The 14,478-nt window shown below is 66.9% G+C and carries 18 protein-coding genes; 8 read left to right on the forward strand and 10 right to left on the reverse strand.

The features are described 5' to 3' along the window. Nucleotides 1–111: 111 nt before the first annotated feature. The 3 genes from hmgA to CHINAEXTREME_RS01705 all read left to right on the forward strand — a co-directional run bounded on the left by hmgA (nt 112) and on the right by CHINAEXTREME_RS01705 (nt 2,224). Nucleotides 112–1,347, forward strand: coding sequence for a hydroxymethylglutaryl-CoA reductase (NADPH) (gene hmgA, locus CHINAEXTREME_RS01695; RefSeq protein ID WP_007142239.1), 1,236 nt, complete (start codon nt 112–114; stop codon nt 1,345–1,347). 127 nt (nt 1,348–1,474) lie between these two features. Continuing rightward, nucleotides 1,475–1,681 (forward strand): hypothetical protein, encoded by a 207-nt coding sequence (locus CHINAEXTREME_RS01700; RefSeq protein WP_007142238.1) that lies wholly within the window; start codon nt 1,475–1,477, stop codon nt 1,679–1,681. Nucleotides 1,682–1,801: 120 nt separating this feature from the next. Next, complete coding sequence (locus CHINAEXTREME_RS01705) at nt 1,802–2,224, forward strand: CBS domain-containing protein (RefSeq protein WP_007142237.1); 423 nt, start codon at nt 1,802–1,804, stop codon at nt 2,222–2,224. Between the two features lie 33 nt (nt 2,225–2,257). Here CHINAEXTREME_RS01705 and CHINAEXTREME_RS01710 read toward each other — a convergent pair whose 3' ends face one another. Both CHINAEXTREME_RS01710 and CHINAEXTREME_RS01715 read right to left on the reverse strand, forming a co-directional pair. After that, complete coding sequence (locus CHINAEXTREME_RS01710) at nt 2,258–2,596, reverse strand: hypothetical protein (protein WP_007142236.1); 339 nt, start codon at nt 2,594–2,596, stop codon at nt 2,258–2,260. 61 nt (nt 2,597–2,657) lie between these two features. Then, complete coding sequence (locus CHINAEXTREME_RS01715) at nt 2,658–3,182, reverse strand: DUF5817 domain-containing protein (protein WP_007142235.1); 525 nt, start codon at nt 3,180–3,182, stop codon at nt 2,658–2,660. Between the two features lie 227 nt (nt 3,183–3,409). On the opposite strand from CHINAEXTREME_RS01715, the gene CHINAEXTREME_RS01720 reads away from it, so the two are divergent. Both CHINAEXTREME_RS01720 and CHINAEXTREME_RS01725 read left to right on the forward strand, forming a co-directional pair. Next, entirely contained in the window at nt 3,410–3,802 is a 393-nt protein-coding gene (locus CHINAEXTREME_RS01720) for a cupin domain-containing protein (RefSeq protein WP_007142234.1), read from the forward strand. Nucleotides 3,803–3,864: 62 nt separating this feature from the next. Further along, entirely contained in the window at nt 3,865–5,232 is a 1,368-nt protein-coding gene (locus CHINAEXTREME_RS01725; RefSeq protein WP_007142233.1) for an NRAMP family divalent metal transporter, read from the forward strand. Between the two features lie 63 nt (nt 5,233–5,295). On the opposite strand, the gene CHINAEXTREME_RS01730 is transcribed toward CHINAEXTREME_RS01725, so the two are convergent. The 4 genes from CHINAEXTREME_RS01730 to CHINAEXTREME_RS01745 form a co-directional block, all read right to left on the reverse strand. Then, a complete protein-coding gene (locus CHINAEXTREME_RS01730; protein WP_007142232.1) occupies nt 5,296–5,622 on the reverse strand; it encodes a hypothetical protein in 327 nt (108 codons plus the stop codon). Between the two features lie 86 nt (nt 5,623–5,708). Further along, nucleotides 5,709–6,212 carry a GNAT family N-acetyltransferase gene (locus CHINAEXTREME_RS01735; RefSeq protein ID WP_007142231.1) on the reverse strand — a complete coding sequence of 168 codons (504 nt, stop codon included), beginning with the start codon at nt 6,210–6,212 and terminating at the stop codon, nt 5,709–5,711. A gap of 166 nt (nt 6,213–6,378) precedes the next feature. Further along, on the reverse strand, nt 6,379–7,656 hold the full coding sequence (icd, locus tag CHINAEXTREME_RS01740; protein ID WP_007142230.1) for an isocitrate dehydrogenase (NADP(+)): 1,278 nt from the start codon (nt 7,654–7,656) through the stop codon (nt 6,379–6,381). A gap of 224 nt (nt 7,657–7,880) precedes the next feature. Then, nucleotides 7,881–8,210, reverse strand: a complete 330-nt coding sequence (locus CHINAEXTREME_RS01745; protein ID WP_007142229.1) for a hypothetical protein — start codon at nt 8,208–8,210, stop codon at nt 7,881–7,883. Between the two features lie 109 nt (nt 8,211–8,319). On the opposite strand from CHINAEXTREME_RS01745, the gene CHINAEXTREME_RS01750 reads away from it, so the two are divergent. Then, complete coding sequence (locus CHINAEXTREME_RS01750) at nt 8,320–9,261, forward strand: isoaspartyl peptidase/L-asparaginase (protein ID WP_007142228.1); 942 nt, start codon at nt 8,320–8,322, stop codon at nt 9,259–9,261. Between the two features lie 288 nt (nt 9,262–9,549). After that, nucleotides 9,550–10,452 (forward strand): type II methionyl aminopeptidase, encoded by a 903-nt coding sequence (map, locus tag CHINAEXTREME_RS01755; protein WP_007142226.1) that lies wholly within the window; start codon nt 9,550–9,552, stop codon nt 10,450–10,452. A 157-nt stretch (nt 10,453–10,609) separates the two neighbouring features. Here map and CHINAEXTREME_RS01760 read toward each other — a convergent pair whose 3' ends face one another. Beyond that, the gene (locus CHINAEXTREME_RS01760; protein ID WP_076738688.1) at nt 10,610–10,810 is read right to left on the reverse strand and encodes a DUF7835 family putative zinc beta-ribbon protein; all 201 of its coding nucleotides are present in this window, start codon (nt 10,808–10,810) and stop codon (nt 10,610–10,612) included. Between the two features lie 304 nt (nt 10,811–11,114). Here CHINAEXTREME_RS01760 and CHINAEXTREME_RS01765 point away from each other — a divergent pair, with 304 nt between their 5' ends. After that, nucleotides 11,115–11,657 carry an HIT family protein gene (locus tag CHINAEXTREME_RS01765; protein ID WP_007142225.1) on the forward strand — a complete coding sequence of 181 codons (543 nt, stop codon included), beginning with the start codon at nt 11,115–11,117 and terminating at the stop codon, nt 11,655–11,657. A 15-nt stretch (nt 11,658–11,672) separates the two neighbouring features. Here the strand turns inward: CHINAEXTREME_RS01765 and CHINAEXTREME_RS01770 are convergent, their stop codons facing one another. The 3 genes from CHINAEXTREME_RS01770 to cofG all read right to left on the reverse strand — a co-directional run bounded on the left by CHINAEXTREME_RS01770 (nt 11,673) and on the right by cofG (nt 14,460). Then, nucleotides 11,673–11,915 carry a glutaredoxin family protein gene (locus CHINAEXTREME_RS01770; protein ID WP_007142224.1) on the reverse strand — a complete coding sequence of 81 codons (243 nt, stop codon included), beginning with the start codon at nt 11,913–11,915 and terminating at the stop codon, nt 11,673–11,675. 47 nt (nt 11,916–11,962) lie between these two features. Next, nucleotides 11,963–13,216 carry a tRNA (N(6)-L-threonylcarbamoyladenosine(37)-C(2))-methylthiotransferase gene (locus CHINAEXTREME_RS01775; RefSeq protein ID WP_007142223.1) on the reverse strand — a complete coding sequence of 418 codons (1,254 nt, stop codon included), beginning with the start codon at nt 13,214–13,216 and terminating at the stop codon, nt 11,963–11,965. An 86-nt stretch (nt 13,217–13,302) separates the two neighbouring features. After that, the gene (gene cofG, locus CHINAEXTREME_RS01780) at nt 13,303–14,460 is read right to left on the reverse strand and encodes a 7,8-didemethyl-8-hydroxy-5-deazariboflavin synthase subunit CofG (protein WP_007142222.1); all 1,158 of its coding nucleotides are present in this window, start codon (nt 14,458–14,460) and stop codon (nt 13,303–13,305) included. Nucleotides 14,461–14,478: the final 18 nt, after the last annotated feature.

Below are 14,478 nucleotides of genomic sequence, written 5' to 3' on the forward strand. Positions count from 1 at the left end.
GTCGGTATCTATCCTCGAAACCCCAGGTCGCTTTCCATCGTCGAAACTCCGGATCAGCCCCGGTCGGCGGAATCAGCAATCCTTAGGACAGCCGACTGTCTCCACCGACACATGACCACGACCGATCCCGCCGAACTCGCCGACCGCGTCGCGGACGGCGACCTTCGCATCCACGAACTCGAGGAGGAGGCCGACCACGAGACGGCTGCCGAAGCCCGCCGGCTGCTCGTCGAGCGCGAGACGGACGCGGACCTCGAGGCCGTCGCGGACTACACGTTCAGCGCCGAGCAGGCGAACAACACGGCTATCGAGAACATGATCGGCGCGACCCAGGTGCCGATGGGCGTCGCCGGGCCCGTTCCGGTCGACGGCGGGGCGGCCGAGGGCGACTACTACCTCCCGCTGGCGACGACCGAGGGCGCGCTGGTGGCGTCGATCAACCGCGGCCTGTCGACCATTCGGTCGGTCGGCGGCGCGACCGCTCGGGTGACGAAAAACGGAATGACTCGGGCCCCGGTGTTCCGAGTCGACGGCGTCGCAGCGGCCTCCGAGACGATCGAGTGGGTCGCCGACAACGTCGACCGGCTCCGCGAGGCCGCCGAGTCGACGACCAGCCACGGCGAGTTGATCGACGTCGAACCCTACGTCGTCGGCGACTCCGTCTACCTGCGATTCGCCTACGACACCAAGGACGCGATGGGGATGAACATGGCCACCATCGCGACCGGCGAGGCCTGCGAACTCGTCGAGGCGGAGACGCCGGCCTCGCTCGTGGCGCTGTCGGGCAACCTCTGTTCGGACAAGAAACCCGCCGCGATCAACGCCGTCGAGGGTCGCGGGCGCTCCGTGACCGCGGACGTCCTCATCCCCGGCGACGTCGTCGAGGACCGACTCCACACCACGCCCGAGGCCATCGCCGAGGCCAACACCCGGAAGAACCTGACCGGCAGCGCCAAGGCCGGCAGCCTCGGGTTCAACGCCCACGCCGCGAACGTCGTCGCCGCCGCGTTCCTCGCGACCGGTCAGGACGAGGCCCAGGTCGTCGAGGGCGCGAACGCGATCACCACCATGGACGCCAGACCGAACGAGGATGGGACAAGCGACCTCTACGCCTCCGTCTCGCTTGCCTCCCTCGAGGTCGGCACGGTCGGCGGGGGGACCAAACTGCCGACGCAGGCCGAGGCGCTCGAGATTCTCGGCCTGCGCGGCGGCGGCGATCCGGCGGGGTCGAACGCGGACGCCCTGGCGGAGGTCATCGCCGTCGGCGCGCTGGCGGGCGAACTCTCCCTGCTCGCGGCGCTGTCCTCGCGCCACCTCGCGAGCGCACACGAGGACCTCGGGCGGTAACGCGGCGCTTTGGCCGGCAGCGGGTCGGAGTCTGCGGTCGCCGGTCATCGGTCGTCGGTCGTCAGTCGTCGGTCACGCTGTGATCGCGAACGGGAAAACATATACCTGAACGGCCGAAGCCGGAGTCGTGAAAGACGAGAACCGGACCGTCGTCGACATCCTCGAGCGAGTGCGAGCGTCGCGTCGACGCAAGCGCTGCCCGGACTGCGGTGGTGTCGTCTCGATCCGCGGACACGGCGGCGAGTACTGCTGGACGTGCGTGAACTGCGAGGCAGTGGGAATCGGGTACGCGAGCCGTTCGGCCGCCCTGGAAGGCATCCCGCGGCGCGGGTGATTCCCCGGGGCAACGGTCGACCCGTGAGCGCGCTCTCCTGTCGCCGTCGGTGATTGTTGTGGCAGTCTGGGAGTACGGTGTGGGTTTATACTCACGTCCGTGGGACGGCAACGCAGGCCCATGCCTATCGAAAACCTCGCCCGAAGCGACGTGGTAACGGCACAGGAAGGCGACTCCGTCCAGGAACTCGCGACACGCATGGACGAGTCCCACGTCGGGAGCATCGTCATCACGGACGGCGACGAGCCGATCGGGATCGTCACCGATCGCGACCTCGCGACGCGCGTTCTCGGCAACGGGATGGATCCATCGGAGGCGACGGCCGGCGACGTCATGTCCGAAGATCCGACGACGATCGACCACGACGCCGGGTTCTACCAGATGACGGAACTGATGAGCGAGGACGGCGTCCGCCGGCTTCCCGTCTGCAACGACGACGACGAACTGGTCGGGATCATCACGTACGACGACCTCAGCGAACTCCTCGCCGACGAGCACATGCATCTCTCCGACGTCATCCAGGCCCAGCGCCCAGAGTACTGACTGGTTCGCCGACGGCCCCGCTTCGTTCCGCGGCTACTCGTCTCGAGTGCGAATCGTCGTAACCGCGATGTAGCCCCCGCCAGCCAGCAACAGCGCGTAGCCGCCGAACACCTGGAGGGCCGTCGCCGCGAACGCAACGAGGAAGAGCCCGATGCCGGCGACCAGGTGTGCGAGTGCGAAGTCGCCCCGACCGTACGCGCCGTGGAGGGAACCGACCGCGACGAACGTCAGCCCGAACGCTCCCACGGCGAGCGACACCGCGTCGATCCCGAACACCGATTCCCGGACGAACGTCCCGTAACCGAGCAGGAGGATCGCGATCACCGTCCCGACACCGATCGTCGTCTCCTGTACGTCGACCGTCTCTGCCATCGCCTACTCATTCGGCCCGGTCGGCAAAGCGCTGACGTTCCGTTCCGCTCCGCGCTGGCCGCTACAGTTTCCGATACCGGCCGCGGCTCTCGCTGACGACCCCGCGGCGGGTCAACTTCTCGAGCGCGTCCCGGACGTACTCCGCGGAGACGCCCCGTTCACCCGCGTAGTCGACGACCTCGTCCTCGGTGGGCTCCTCGAGGGCCTCGAGTGCACGCTCGACGATCTCCTTCTTGCTCCCGCTGTGGGACGGACCGCGGGGGTCACGGTCGCCCGCGGCCGCCACCTCGTCGACGTCGAGGCCGGACTCCTCGAGGTATCGGTCGTCGTCGACGACGCCGTCGGCGACCTCGTCCTCGAGGGCGTCGAACGAGTCCAGTTCGGCGAACCGCTCGCCCTCGCCCTGACGGTTCGCGAGCATCGAGGCGCGGACGTCGCGAGCGTGGTTCGCGTCCTCAGTTTCGACGAACTTCTTGCGCTTCTCGTAGGCGCGACGCGAGCCACAGCGGGGACACTGGGTCGTTTCGGACCGGCCCTCGAGGATCCAGAGGTGCGAGCACTCGCTACAGCCGACGACGGCGTACATGTCTCGTTCCGAGGTGGGGCGTCCCAGTAGTTCAACCTTCGGTCACGGACCCGGCGACCGCTTATAGCGAAACGGTGATCTCCTCGTCGACCCCGGCCCCCGACAGCCCCGACGTCGTCAGCATCGCCTCGCGCCGGCCCGTTTTCTCGACGTCGATCCTGCTCGCAGCCCGGCGATCGGATCTCCCGTCCCCGAAAACTATGCCGCTGGGCCGCCACTCGAGACCCATGCAGAGAGTTGCACTCGAGGACCTCGAGGCCTCGGAGGCCGCCGACGGGGTCCACCTGGCGCTGATGGCCGGCTCCGAGTCGATGAACGTCCAGCACTTCGAGATCGAACCCGGCGCGGTCGTCGAGGAACACAGCCACCCCCACGAACAGACAGGGTTCATCTACGAGGGCGAGTTGACGTTCCTGACCGACACCGACGAGCAACGCTCCTCGAGCGATCGGAAATCAGCGGGTTCCGATGGCGGTGAAGAACTCGTCTGCGGGCCCGGGGACTCCTACGCGATCCCGGGAGGCCAGCCCCACGCGGCCGAGAACCGCGGGGACGAGACGGTTCGCGGAGTCGACATCTTCAGCCCGCCGCGGGAGAACCCGAGTTGGGAGGAAGACTGAAGCAGAACTCCACCACTCGAGAATACCACGGAGTTTTATACACCCCATCACAAGAACGAGCGATGGCAACCGAAGCGCGCGGGATCGGCGTTGGGCGCATCGGAACGTTCGTTCGACGGCTGGGGCCGACCTGGCTCGCCGGCGCGATCGCCGCCGGGCCGGCGACCATGGCGAGCCTCCTCGTCGCGGGGGCCAGTTTCGGCTATGCCCTGCTGTGGGTCGTCGTCCTCTCGGCGGTCCTGGGCACGCTCGGCCAGTACCTCGCGATGCGGGTCGGCTTGCTCACCGAGCGGGGGATCGTCGCCGTCGTCGAGGACCACCTCGGCTCGTTCTGGGCCTGGGTGCTCGTGGTCGACGTCGTCCTCGCGGCCGGACTGGCACAGCTCGTGATCATGCTGACCCTGGCCGACGTGAGCGCGACGATCGCGGCGAACGCGGGGGTCGGGATCGGCCCGCTGACGGACTCGCGGTTCTGGGGCGTCGCCTGGGCGCTGGTACTCGCCGCCGGGCTCGCGACCGGCGGCTACCGGTTCGCAGAGGTCGGCGCGAAGGTACTCGTCTCGCTGGTCGTTCTTGCGTTCGTCGCGTCGGCGTTCGTCGTCCCGATCGATCCGGCCGCGGCCGCGACGGGGATCGTACCCGAGATCCCGGGCGTTGGCGGAGCAGTCGTTGCGGCCGGCGTCCTCGGCGGCGCGGTCCACATCACGCTGTTGACGATGCAAAGCTACACGATGCGAGCCCGCGGCTGGACCGAGCGCGATCGGGACATCGCGACCTTCGACGTGGTCAGTTCGATGCTCGCCGCGTTCGGGATCTTCAGCCTCGCGGTCTTCCTCGTCGCAGCGAGTGTCCTCCCGCAGGTCGTGGCCGATCCCGCGGCGATCGACGAGATCCAGGCCGCCGAGGCGCTTGGCCCCATTGCGGGCGAGCACGCGACCTGGATCTTCCTTCTGGGGCTATGGGGCGCCGCGGTCTCGACGCTCGGCGGGAATACGATCGTTCCGCCCTACTTGCTCGCCGACAAACTCGGCTGGGAGCAGTCCGTGGAGGATCCCCGGTACCGTGGCGCGCTCGTCGTCGTCGCGCTTGCCTCCGCAGCGGGCGCGTTCCTCGGGGGTACCTTCTTCCAGTTGCTCGTCCTCGTGCTCGCGTTCGGGCTCGTGGGCACGCCCTTTGCCCTCGCGGTGATCCTCTACCTGCTGAACGATCCGAGCATCGTCCCCGAAACGAACTCCCGCACGGCGAACCTCGGCGGCATCGTCCTGTTCGCCGTCGCGACCGTCCTCGCGGTCGAGTTCGTCCTCGAGGAACTCGAGGCCGCGGCGGCCGGCGACCCGCTCTCGGCGTTCGTCGTCGCGTTCGCGGTCGCGATGGCCGTCGCGATACTCGGCCTGGTCGTGAAGTACGTCCGAGACCGTGGACGCGCCTGACGGCCCCGGATATCAGCACCCCCTCCCCCAGTTCCGGTTCCCCCTCTCGTGTTCGACCGATTGTCAGCCGAAGAACGCCCCGCCCATTCGGCCGGGATTAGGGTCCTCCTCGTCGTCTTCGTTCTCGCCCCCGTTCTCGTCCCCTTCCCCCTCCCCCTCCGACTCCCTCTCGCGGTAGTCCGCGAGTTCGGAGGCGTAGACGGCCACCACTGTCCGGGTTTCGTCGTCCTGAATCGAGAACGCCCGGACGACGTAGTTTGGGACGTCCGCGCCGGGCTCGAGGGTTTCCGCGTAGTCGGCGATCGATCGGAGTACCTCGGCCGAGTGGTCCTCGAACCGTTCGACGATGAAGTCCGGAACCGTCTCGTGTGGTGTGGGGAGTGTTGGCATGCGTACCCCCTCGAGTTCGACGTAAATAACTTCCAGGGTTCGTTGAATTACTGCTCGAGCGACGAGTCTGCGCTCGAGTCGCGCGGCTATCGGAGGCGCTCCTTGCGCATTTCGACGTGGGGAATCCCGGCCTCCTCGAACTCCTCCCCGTGGCGTTCGTAGCCGAGCCGGTCGTAGAACTCCGCCGCGTGGGTCTGGGAGTGGAGCACGAGCGGCGACAGCCCCATCGCTTCGGCCCGTTTCTCGACGGCGTCCATCAGCAGCCGGCCGATCCCCTCGCCCCGTCGCGATTTCAGGACGGCAACGCGTTCGACTTTCCCGCCGCCGTCCTCGAGTTCGCGGAGCCGGGCCACGCCGATGGGTTCCTCGCCGTCGTACGCGACGAAGTGGACCGCGTCGTCGTCGTACTCGTCGTACTCCAGTTCCTCGTCGACGTCTTGCTCCTCGACGAAGACGGTGTGTCGAACCTCGAAGGCGTCCTCGAGGTCGTCGCCGTCGACGACGCGGACCTCGATCTCTGGGTCGGGATCGTCGCTCGCCTCGTCCTCACGTTCGCCGGTAGAATCGTCCGCGGACGCGTCCGGAGTCATTGTGCTGGCAGTACACACTCCACGGGTGAGAGCGTTACGTCCGCGGCGATCCGGTCGCTGGTGACCCGTGACGAGATGGCGGAGACGGTCGGAGCACACGACGGCAAAAACGAAAATCGGAAAGACGAGATCCTCGTGGCTGCGCCGCGAGCGGGCGAAAACCCGTTTACGAGAGCTTCTCGATGTTGCTGACGACTTCGTCGGTGTACTCGCTGGTCGCGAGCTTCTCGGCGTCCTCGAGCTGGCGCTCGAGGTCGTAGGTGACCTTGCCCGAGGAGATGGTCTCCTCGACGGCGTCGCGGATGAGGTCGGCGGCGTCGTCCCAGCCGAGGTAGTCGAACATGAGTCGGCCGGAGAGGATCATCGCGGTCGGGTTGGCCATGTCCTGGCCGGCGCGCTTGGGCGCGGAGCCGTGGACGGGTTCGGCGAGCATGCGGCCCTTGCCGAAGTTGCCACCGGGTGCGATACCGAGGCCGCCGATCTGTGCGCCGGCGGCGTCGGAGAGGTAGTCACCGTTGAGGTTCGGCATGGCGAGCACGTCGAACTCGTCGGTGCGCAGCTGCATCCACTGGAGCATCGCGTCGGCGAGACGTTCCTCGACCATGACGGCGCCCTCGGGGATGTCGATGTCGTCCTGCTCTTCCCAGAGGGAGTCGGGTGCGGCGAAGACCTCGTCGTCGGGGTACTCCTCGTCGGCGACCTCCATGCCCCACTCGGAGAACTGCCCCTCGGTGAACTTCATGATGTTGCCCTTGTGGACGAGCGTGACCTTGTCGCGGTCGTGCTCTAGGGCGTAGTCGATGGCCTCGCGGACGAGGCGCTTCGAGCCTTTCTCGGTGATCGGCTTGATGCCGATGCCGACGGGGCCTTCGTGGATGGTCTCGTCGAAGCCCATCTCCTGTTCGACGAAGTCGCGGACCTGTTCGACCTCGTCGGTCCCGGCTTCCCACTCGATGCCGGCGTAGACGTCCTCGGTGTTCTCACGGAACGTCACCATGTCCATCTCCTCGGGCGCGGACATCGGCGACGGAACGCCGTCCAGATAGTAGGTAGGACGGACGTTCGCGTAGAGGTCGAGGGTCTGTCGCAGCGCGACGTTCAGCGAGCGGAAACCGGCGCCGACCGGCGTCGTGAGCGGCCCCTTGATCGCGACGCGGTGTTCCTCGATCGCCTCGACGGTCTCGTCGGGCAGGTTGACGTCCTCACCGTACTTCTCGCGGGCGCTCTCGCCGGCGTAGACGCGCATCCAGCTGATCTCGCGGCCGGTCGCCTCGGCGGCGGCCTCGAGGACCTTCTGTGCGGCGGGGCCGACGTCCTTGCCGATCCCGTCGCCGTGGATGATCGGGATGATCGGGTTGTCGGGCACCTCGATCTCGTCCTCGGAGCCCTCTTTCAGCGTGATCTTTTCCCCGTCCTCGGGGACCTCGATCTTGTCGTAGCTCATCTCGTCTGTACCGTTCTTCGATGAGGGTAAAAGGTCTACCATTTCCGTCCGTCCGCCGGTTCCGATCGCCCGAACAGCGTTCGGGCAGCGATCGCCGGCGAGCGGAGCCGTGCTGCCGCGAGAGGCGACGAGCGCAGTTCTGACGGTAACTTGCCGGGTGTGTACGTTCGTCGAATATCGCGTTCGACGGCGGCAAACGTCAAATATCAAATTTCGGTCCCGCCTCAGGAGCCGTCGTCGCTGGCCTCGAGTTCGTCATCCCGGGCGGGCCCGTCCGGCGACCGGTCCCAGTGTCTGGCGAGGACGACCAGTCCGGCGACGCCGACCGCGAGGCAGGCCATCGCCACGACGCCCCGGGTCGGCCACGACAGCCACGACTCCTCGGTCGCAGCCCAGAACACGGTGCCGAGTGTGATCGAAACGACCAGCAGCGCCGTCCCGACGTCGATCGGATCCCGTTCGTGTGGCTCCGCGACGAGGAGTCGTCCGATCGTCACGGCCGACATCGCCGCACAGAAGCCGGCCAGCAAAACGACCGGAGTCAGCGCCGTCATCGTCGCCGTCGATTCTCGAGCCGCCGTCGTAAGTGTGGGGGTTTCCGGACGACCGCGTTCCGGTTCCGGTTCCGAACCGATTATCCTACCCGCGCGTCCACGGGGCCGTATGCAGGTACTCGTTCACGGCGGTGCAGGCAGCGATCCGGACGAACCCGAACCCAGGCAGGCCGTCCTCGAGGAGGCGGCCGAAACCGGGACGAACGAGACGACCCCGGTCGACGCGGTCGAGGCCGCGATCAACGTCCTCGAGTCCTCGCCGCGGTTCAACGCCGGTGTCGGCGGCGCGGTCCAGAGCGACGGCGCGATCCGGACCGACGCCGGGATCATGACCGACGACCGGGCGGTCGGCGCGGCCTGCTCGATGCCGGACGTCGAGCACGCGATCAGCGTCGCTCGAGTCGTCATGGAGGAAACTCCCCACGGGTTCGTCTCGGGCGACCACGCCGTCTCGCTGGCCGAGGCGTTCGGCGTCGAGACCGGCGTCGACCTCTGGAGCGACCGCACGCGCGACCAGTGGGCCGAGGAGGGACTCGAGTCCGCCGGCGGCATCCGCGACCAACTCGAGGCGATCCGCGACCGGTACGGGCGTTCGGACCCCGACGGCCGCGACGAGCCGGTCGAGGAGCACGACCACGACACCGTCGGACGAAATCCAACGAGCAGTGATCCGAAGGATCACGACACCGTCGGCGCGGTAGCGTTCGACGGCGACTCGCTCGCGGCGGCGACCTCGACCGGCGGGCGCTGGCTCGCGCTGACCGGCCGCGTCGGCGACGTCCCCCAGGTCGGTTCCGGGTTCTACTGTTCGCCCGCCGCCGCGGTGAGCGCGACGGGTGCAGGGGAGGACATCGCCCGCGTGACCCTCTCGCGGCGGGCCGCCCGTCACGTCGAGAACGGCCTCGAGGCGGACGCGGCGGCCCAACTCGCGATCGAGGAGTTCGCCGAACTGACGGGCTCGACGGCGGGGCTCATCTGTCTGGATGCCCGTGGCAACCTCGGCTCGGCGTTCAACAGTTCGCAGATGCAGACGGCCCACGCCCGCGACTGAGCGGGCGAGGCCGCGTTCGTCGACGTTCGACCTCTCCAGTCCGGTCGGTTTCGACGATCGACGTAGATTACTTTTAATATTGTCGTGTTCGTTGTCACAGTCGATGCTCGAACACGCACACCACGCCGCACGGCAGTGCCCCCGCTGTGGGACGACGCTCTCGAATGTCCAGGGGGTCGACGCCTGTCCGGAGTGTCGCTGGACCGACGGGCCGGACCGCTGACGCCTCCCGGGACGCGATCGACCGGAGGCGGAACCTCTTTTTGTCGACCGGTGCAACCCCGGTACATGGCCGAATCCGACGACGAGGTGGATCTGCAGTCCGAGAAGTACGAGAAACACCGCGAGGCCGGGGAGATCCTCGCCCAGGTACGGGAGGAGACCGCCGAACGGGTCGAGGTCGGCGTCAGCCACCTCGAGGTCGCGGAGTACGCCGAGGACCGGATCCGCGAACTTGGCGGCGAACCCGCCTTCCCGGTCAACATCTCGATCGACGAGGAGGCGGCCCACGCGACGCCGTCGATCGACGACGACTCGACGTTCGGCGAGGAGATGGTCAATCTCGACATCGGCGTCCACGTCGACGGCTGGCTGGCCGACACCGCGATCACCGTCGACCTCTCGGGCAACCCCGAACTCGCCGAAGCCTCCGAACAGGCGCTGGAGGCCGCCCTCGAGGTCGTCGAACCCGGCGTCGAAACCGGCGAAATCGGCGCGGAGATCGAGGACGTCATCGACGGCTACGGCTTCAATCCCGTCGTCAACCTCACCGGCCACGGACTGGGCCACTGGGAACAGCACACCCAGCCGAACATCCCGAACCGCGCCGTCTCCCAGGGTGCGACGCTCGAGGTCGGCGACGTCGTCGCGATCGAACCGTTCGCGACCGACGGCGGCGGCAAGGTGACCGAAGGTGCAAGCGAGGAGATCTTCGCGCTCGAACGCGAGGGGACCGTCCGGAACCGGCAGGCCCGCGAGGCTCTCGACCAGATCACCGAGGAGTTCCGGACGCTGCCGTTCGCGACGCGCTGGCTCGAGACGGATCGGGCCGAGATGGCGCTGCGACGGCTGAAGCGCAACGACATCGTCCACGGCTACCCGGTGCTCCAGGAGGACGATGGCTACCTCGTCAGCCAGAAAGAGCACACGATCATCGTCACCGAGGACGGCTGCGAAGTGACGACGGACTGAATTGACGAATCGGTCGGAGATTAGGTTCGGAAATTATTTTTCGCGCGGGCGGACAGAGGAGAGCGTGACACCAGAGAGGAAGGCGAAGGGGGAGATCGAAGAGCGGCGATTCGATCCGGACCGCGGGGGTGAATCGGTCTCGAGTCGAACCGGACGATCAGGCGTTGTTCATCCGCTGGCTGGAACGAGCGCCACAGCGCTGACATTCGCTGACGCGGTAGGGTTCGCGAGAGAACTGGGCGTTCTCCTCTTTGACGCTCTCGGTTCGAATCTGGACCGAAACTTCGTGAATAGTTTCAAGTTCACACTCGTCGCAGTATTCGGTTATCCCATTGAATGAGTTATCAGTCGTTGCCATTACTGACCCGGTTGCGGTAGTACCATCTTAAAAGCCCGCTTCGTATCGAGACGTGAGTCGGAAATCCTCAACGAGAGGTTTCGATTCCCTGTAACTCCAGCAGATCGTTCAATACTGTTCAGTCGGTTATATGATTCCCTATTTCTGAATGTCCATCTAGAAATATAATGTCCACCAGTGATAGAACATCGGCCGGAGTAATATCTCGTTTCGACAGATCACAGAACGAAGACGATCGTCGGTGACGGCCAGAGCGGACGGCCGGGACCGACAGTATATAAAACACTCTACCCTGTCATCCGGTATGGAACAGGTCTTCGCACCGTGGCGGATAGAGTGGATCAGACGCGACGACAAGAACCCCGACATCGACGACTGCGTCTTCTGTGAACTCCCCGAACGGGAACGGGACGAAGACCGGGAGAACCTGCTCGTCGCGCGCAGCGAGCACGCGTTCGTCATGCTGAACAACTACCCGTACAACCCGGGCCACGTGATGGTCATTCCCCGGGCACACACCGGCGAGTACGGCGATCTCGGCGACGAGCAGCTGCTCGACCACGCACGGCTGAAACAGCGAACGTTCGACGCCCTCGAGGCGGCCATCGAACCCGACGGGTTCAACGCCGGGTTGAACCTCGGCGACGGTGCCGGCGGTTCGATCGACGACCACCTCCACACTCACGTCGTCCCGCGCTGGGAAGGCGACACGAACTTCATGCCGGTTCTGAGCGACACGACAGTGATCGTCGAGGCGCTGGAGGAGACGTACGACCACCTCCACGAGGCGTTCGCAGCACAGGAGGGTGCAACGGTTCCGGACGACGGTGCAGTCCGTTTCGACTGATCGGGCCGATCAGGCTCAGGCGTACGTCGTCTCGAGGAACTCGAGGATCCGGTCGGATTCGGCCATCGTCACGCCGTACTCCTCGTCGACCAGCACCGGGACCTGCCGTTGCCCGGAAAGCCGCTTGACCTCGTCTCGTTCGGAGTGGGGTGGGTCGACCCAGACGCTCTCGTAGTCTATGTCCAGTTCCTCGAGGCTGTCGGCGACCCGCTCGCAGTAGGGACAGCCGTCGAGTTCGTACAGGGTAATCGAAGCCATGGGCTGACTTCGTGGCGAATCGTCAAAAGATCCGGCGTCCGGGGCCGTCAGATCGGTTCCCCGAACGCGTACATCGTCTCGTGGGCCGTCACCTCGAGGTCGACGAAGTCGCCGGGCTCCAGGCCGTGGTCGTCGGCGTTCTGGACGATGATCTGTCGGTACGCCGAATCCCGACACTTCACGGAGTCGGCGGTCCCCTCCTCGACGACGAGACAGTCCTCGCGCCGTTGGCCGACCATCGACTCGTAGACCTCGCTCACGATCTCGCGTTTGAGGGCGCTCATCTCCTTCGAGCGTTCCTTCTTGACGGTACCGCCGAGGCCCTTCATCTCGGCGGCGTCGGTGCCCGGCCGCTTGGAGAAGCGCGTGACGTTGATCTTCTCCGGCCGGGTCTCCCGCAGGAGTTCGAGCGACTGCCGGTGGTCGTCCTCGGTCTCGGTGGGAAAGCCGACGATGAAGTCCGTCGAGAGCGTCCAGTAGTCGAGACGGTCGTCGAAGGTTTCGACGACCTCGAGGTACTCCCCGACCTGGTGCTGGCGGCGCATGTCGCCGAGCACGTCGTTCGAACCGGACTGGACGGGCGCGTGCAGGAAGTCGTACAGCTCCTCGTTGTCCGCGAAGACCGCGGCGAGTTCCTCCCGGATGCCGTGGACGCCCTTCGGGTTGGCCATCCCCACGCGGACGCGGAAGTCTCCGTCGATCTCGCAGATGCGCTCGAGCAGGCGGTGGAGCTTGCGCTCGCCCTCGTCCCAACCGTAGACGCCGGTGTCCTGGCCCGTGATGCGGATTTCCTTCGCGCCGGCGTGGACAAGGGCGCGGGCCTTCTCGACGTTCTCCTCGATCGACGGAGAGTCGATCTTGCCGGTGGCCTTCTTCGTGATGCAGTAGGAACAGTCGGACATACAGCCCCGGGCGATCGGGAGGATGCCGACGACGCCGTCGAGGATCGGTTCGACGTCGGGGGTCGTCGTCGGACACTCGCCGTTGGTGACTGCCTCGGGGACCTCGTCCCAGTGGAGCACCCGACCGTCGACGTCGGCCTCGGCGAACTCCTCACCCTGAGCGAGGGCCATACAGCCCGTGATGTAGAGGTCGGCGGTCTCGTCGGAGAGTTCTTCGGCCCGCCGGAGCATGTTGCGCTCGGTCTTCTCGACGACGGTGCAGGTGTTGAGGATGGCGACGTCGGCCTCCTCGGGGCCGTCGACCCGGTAGTGGCCGGCGTCGCGGAGCCGCCGCTCGATCTCGCGGCTCTCCCCGCGGTTAGACGTACAGCCGTAGGTTTCGATGTGGTACCGGGCCATTCTTTCCGTTCGTGTATCTCCCCGTCGGGCCCGGGCGGGCAAAAGCGCGACGGATCGGAGCGCCGGAGGCGCGGACGGGAGGGCCGTCAGCGATCGACCGTCCCGAGCACCGACCGATACCGTCGCCCGGCCTCGTCCTCGGCCGTCAGCGCCGCGTGGATCGTCGGTGAGATCCACTTCCGGTCCGCGTCTCGCCCGGCATCCTCGGCCGGAACGCCGTCGAACGCTGGCGAACGGAGGTCCGGCGGCAGGAACCGCTCGTAGACCGGTAGCCGCTCCCGGAGCGGCAGCCCCGCGTCCTCGGCGATCGCCTCGAGTTCCCGGAGGGCGGGCCACTCGTAGTCGGGGTTGACGTGGTCGTCGGTGACCGGCGAAACGCCGCCGAGGTCGTCGACGCCACAGTCGATCAGTTCGCGCGCGTCGGTGAGGTTTGGCGGAACCTGGACCGACACCTCCTCCGGAAGCGCGGCACGGGCCATCGCCGTCACCCGTCGCATCGTCTCGAGGTCGGGCGTGTCGCCGGACCAGCGGTCGTTCTCACGAACGGGCTGGACGATCACTTCCTGGACGTGGTCGTACCGCTCGTGTAACTCCCGGATCGCCAGCAGGCTCTCGGCGCGGTCCCGCCAGTCCTCGCCGATCCCGACGAGGATCCCGGTGGTGAAGGCAACGTCGAGTTCCCCCGCCGTTCGGATCGTCCGGAGCCGCTGGCCCGGTTCCTTCCGGCGCGGGCCCGCGTGGGCGTCGACGTCCGCCGTCGTCTCGAGCATCACGCCCATGCTGGCGTTGACGTCTGCAACCTCCGCCATCTGGTCACGGGTCTGGTCGCCCGGGTTCGCGTGGGGGAGCAGCCCCTCCTCGAGGGCGACCTCGCAGGCCTCTCGGAGATAGGTGTGGATCGAGTCGTGGCCCCACTCGGCGAGTTGATCGTGGATCCCGTCGTAGCGGTCGTCGGGGTCGTCGCCGAACGTGAAAAGCGCCTCCGTACAGCCCGCGTCGGCACCCCGCTGGCAGATCTCGCGGACCTCCTCGAGCGAGAGCAGCGAGGCCTCCCCCGGCGGATCGAAGTACGTACAGTACGTACAGGTGTACCGACACGCCGTCGTCAGCGGGACGAAGACGTTGCGAGCGAAGGTCAGCGACGACGCCCCATCGACGTCGCCGGGTGCGACCTCGAGCAGTTCGTCGACCGCGGCGTCGTCGACCGTCACGTCGACGCCGTACTCGCTGGCCCCGGGGATCATCGTCTCGGTGTGTCGTCG

It is taken from the genome of Halobiforma lacisalsi AJ5 (assembly GCF_000226975.2).
Taxonomy (GTDB): domain Archaea; phylum Halobacteriota; class Halobacteria; order Halobacteriales; family Natrialbaceae; genus Natronobacterium; species Natronobacterium lacisalsi.